The organism is Candidatus Magnetaquicoccus inordinatus (assembly GCF_004217665.1).
In the GTDB taxonomy this organism is placed as follows: domain Bacteria; phylum Pseudomonadota; class Magnetococcia; order Magnetococcales; family Magnetaquicoccaceae; genus Magnetaquicoccus; species Magnetaquicoccus inordinatus.
Map to the genome: position 1 here is coordinate 1 of NZ_RXIU01000313.1, position 2,958 is coordinate 2,958.

Genomic DNA, 2,958 nt, shown 5'->3' on the forward strand with positions numbered 1-2,958 from the left:
TCCCCATGGGGGTAGAGCTGGCGAGTCATCGCAAACCGGGTAGACCTGGCAAGCCAGCATGAACCTGAATAGTTACCATTCAATAACGATATTCCTGGCAGCTTGAGTCAGTTCTTGTTAGAATGCGCGGTTTCTGGGTCACGATAAAGACCTGTCAACCTGCAACGAAGAGAGAACACCATGTCTGCTGTCCCTTTGTTGGATTTAACCAGTGTACCCACCGAACAACGGTTGGGACAACTGTTGACGGCCTTGGATGGCCTGTCCGCCGGTCAGAGTGTGACCGTGCGTGCCCCTGCCCAGTGGGATGATCTGCTGCCCGGTATGCAAGCACAACGATGGGGTCAATATGATTGGCGTCCTCTTTTTGAGGGCCCCGATTATAGCGTGGTCCAGTTGGTGCGCTTGCAGGCTGGAGCTGCCAATCAAACTATTCCCGCCTTTTTTACCCGTGATCATCACCATTGCGACGCCCTCTATGCTGAAACGGAAAATGCTGCCAATGCCGGTGATACCGTGCGTATGGCAGAGCTTTGCCAGCAGTTTCTCGCGGCCATGACCCACCATTTTCGTATGGAAGAGAATGGACTCTTTCCCGCTTTTGAAAACAGAACCGGCATGCGCCAGGGACCAACCATGGTCATGCGTTCTGAACATGAGCAAATGCGTGGCTTGATGCGTCAAATGTTGCAGGCTGCCGAAACCGCTGATCCTGATTTGATGCTGAAAGCAGGAGGAACCCTGCTCTTTGTCATGCAGCAACACAATGTTAAAGAAGAGCAAATGCTCTATCCCATGTCGGAAATGCACTTGCGTCCAGCAGATACTCTGCTGCAAGAGATTCAACGGCTGTAATCGCCCTTGTTAAAAAGGCCTGTTGTTGCCAACGGCATTGCCCTATGCAACAACAGCTCCACACAGCGCTTTTCAGGAGTCGTGGTCATGCCAATGATGTTCCGTTTGTTGCTGACGGTGGTGGTGGTCGGGCTGTTGACGAGCTGCGGCTATAAAGGCAGAGAGGGGCTGAATCTACCCGGTCAACCCCCCATCAAGGAAGAGCGTTGGCCCTCTTATCTGCCCCAGGAGAGATAATCTCCATGATCGTGACGCCACCTTTTCCGGCACTCCCGTGACAGGATTATTGCATGGATCATTTTATCTATCGGGAAAATCGGCTGTTTTGTGAACAGGTTCCCCTGGAGCGCATCGCTCAGGAGGTGGGAACTCCCTTTTATTGCTATTCCGAACAGACCCTTTGTCACCATTATCAGGTATTTGTCCAGGCTTTTGCCTCCTTTCCACACCTGATCTGTTTTTCTGTCAAGGCCAACAGCAATCTGGCAGTGTTGGATGCGTTATATCGCCAAGGTGCCGGTTTTGATATTGTTTCTGGGGGAGAGCTGGCGCGTGTGCAGCGGATCGGTTGCCCAGGAGAGCGGATCGTTTTTTCTGGTGTGGGCAAAAGCAGTGCGGAAATCCAGGCTGCTCTGCAATATGGCATTCGCCTGTTCAATGTGGAATCTTTGGCCGAGCTGCGTCGTATCAACCATTTGGCTGGTCAAATGGGCCGCAAAGCTCCTGTGGCTCTGCGAATCAATCCCGATGTCGATCCGCAAACCCATCCACATATTTCCACCGGCTTGCGCCGCAATAAATTTGGCGTTCCTTACCATCAAGCCTTATCGCTCTACCGGGAAGCAGCACGCCTCCCCCATCTGGAGCTGTTGGGTCTGGATTGCCATATCGGCTCACAATTGACGGCATTGGATCCCTTTGTCGATGCTTTGCGCCGGGTACTGCTTTTGCTCAATACCCTGGAAAAAGAGGGTATTTTATTGCGTTATCTTGATTTGGGTGGGGGGTTGGGCATTCCCTATGAAGAGGGACGATTGCCTCCTCATCCCGGTCTCTATGCCGATGCTTTGCTTGCCGAGTTATCCTCAAGCTCCTTTGCCGCACGGCAGGGAAGCCTGATTCTTGAGCCTGGGCGGGTTATTGCCGGCAATGCCGGTGTTTTGGTTGCCCGTGTCGAATATATCAAACAGGGTGAGGAAAAGCTGTTCATCATCCTGGATGCGGGGATGAATGATCTGATTCGCCCAGCTCTCTATGGCGCCTATCATACCTTGTTACCGGTGGAACGTCGCTTCGGACAAGAGGAGAGGGTGGCCGATGTGGTCGGTCCTATCTGCGAATCGGGAGACTTTTTTGCCCATGATCGTCTGCTGCCTCCCTTTCAGGAGGGGGATCTATTGGCAGTGCGTTCGGCAGGCGCCTATGGTTTTACCATGAGCAGCAACTATAATACTCGGCCCCGTGTGGCAGAGGTAATGGTGCGTGGCGATCGTTTCGCGGTGGTCAGACAACGGGAAACCATTGCCCAAATCTTGGCGAATGAATCACTGTTTCCGGTGCAAACGGCCGGATCGACCTCTGATCGGGGAGTTTGAAGCATGCAGTTTATCGATCTCAAAGCCCAATATCATGCCTATCAAGAGGCAATCGATGCCGCCATCCAGGAGGTAATGCACTCCGCTCAGTTTATCAATGGTCCACAAGTGGCCCGTTTAGAACAGGAGCTGGCCCACTTTGTCGGGGTAGAGCATGCGGTGGGTTTTTCCTCTGGCACCGATGCCTTGTTGGCACTCTTGATGGCGCGTGGTATCGGTCCCGGTGATGAGGTGATCACCACTCCCTTTACTTTTATCGCCACAGCCGAAGTGATTCGTTTGGTAGGAGCAACGCCAGTCTTTGTGGATGTGCATCCTGATACCTTGAATATCGATCCAGAGGGCGTGAGTTCCGCCATCACCTCGCGTACCAAAGCGCTATTGCCGGTCAGCCTCTATGGCCAATGTGCCGATTTTGCTCGTTTGAATGCTCTTGCCGAGCAACATGGTTTATGGTGTGTGGAAGATGGTTGCCAGTCGTTTGGGGCTCTCTATCGCGGAAAACGCT

General features: G+C 52.8%; 4 protein-coding genes. All 4 read left to right on the forward strand.

The window, feature by feature from the left end:
- Positions 1 to 180 precede the first annotated feature (180 nt).
- Complete coding sequence (locus EJP87_RS15080; protein WP_227657677.1) at positions 181 to 855, forward strand: hemerythrin domain-containing protein; 675 nt, start codon at positions 181 to 183, stop codon at positions 853 to 855.
- Positions 856 to 942: 87 nt separating this feature from the next.
- On the forward strand, positions 943 to 1,092 hold the full coding sequence (locus EJP87_RS18035) for a hypothetical protein (protein WP_193771435.1): 150 nt from the start codon (positions 943 to 945) through the stop codon (positions 1,090 to 1,092).
- A gap of 53 nt (positions 1,093 to 1,145) precedes the next feature.
- Positions 1,146 to 2,450 carry a diaminopimelate decarboxylase gene (gene lysA / locus EJP87_RS15085; protein WP_130472685.1) on the forward strand — a complete coding sequence of 435 codons (1,305 nt, stop codon included), beginning with the start codon at positions 1,146 to 1,148 and terminating at the stop codon, positions 2,448 to 2,450.
- A gap of 3 nt (positions 2,451 to 2,453) precedes the next feature.
- Positions 2,454 to 2,958 (forward strand): DegT/DnrJ/EryC1/StrS family aminotransferase (locus tag EJP87_RS15090; protein WP_130472686.1); only part of this gene is annotated, 505 nt, incomplete at its 3' end.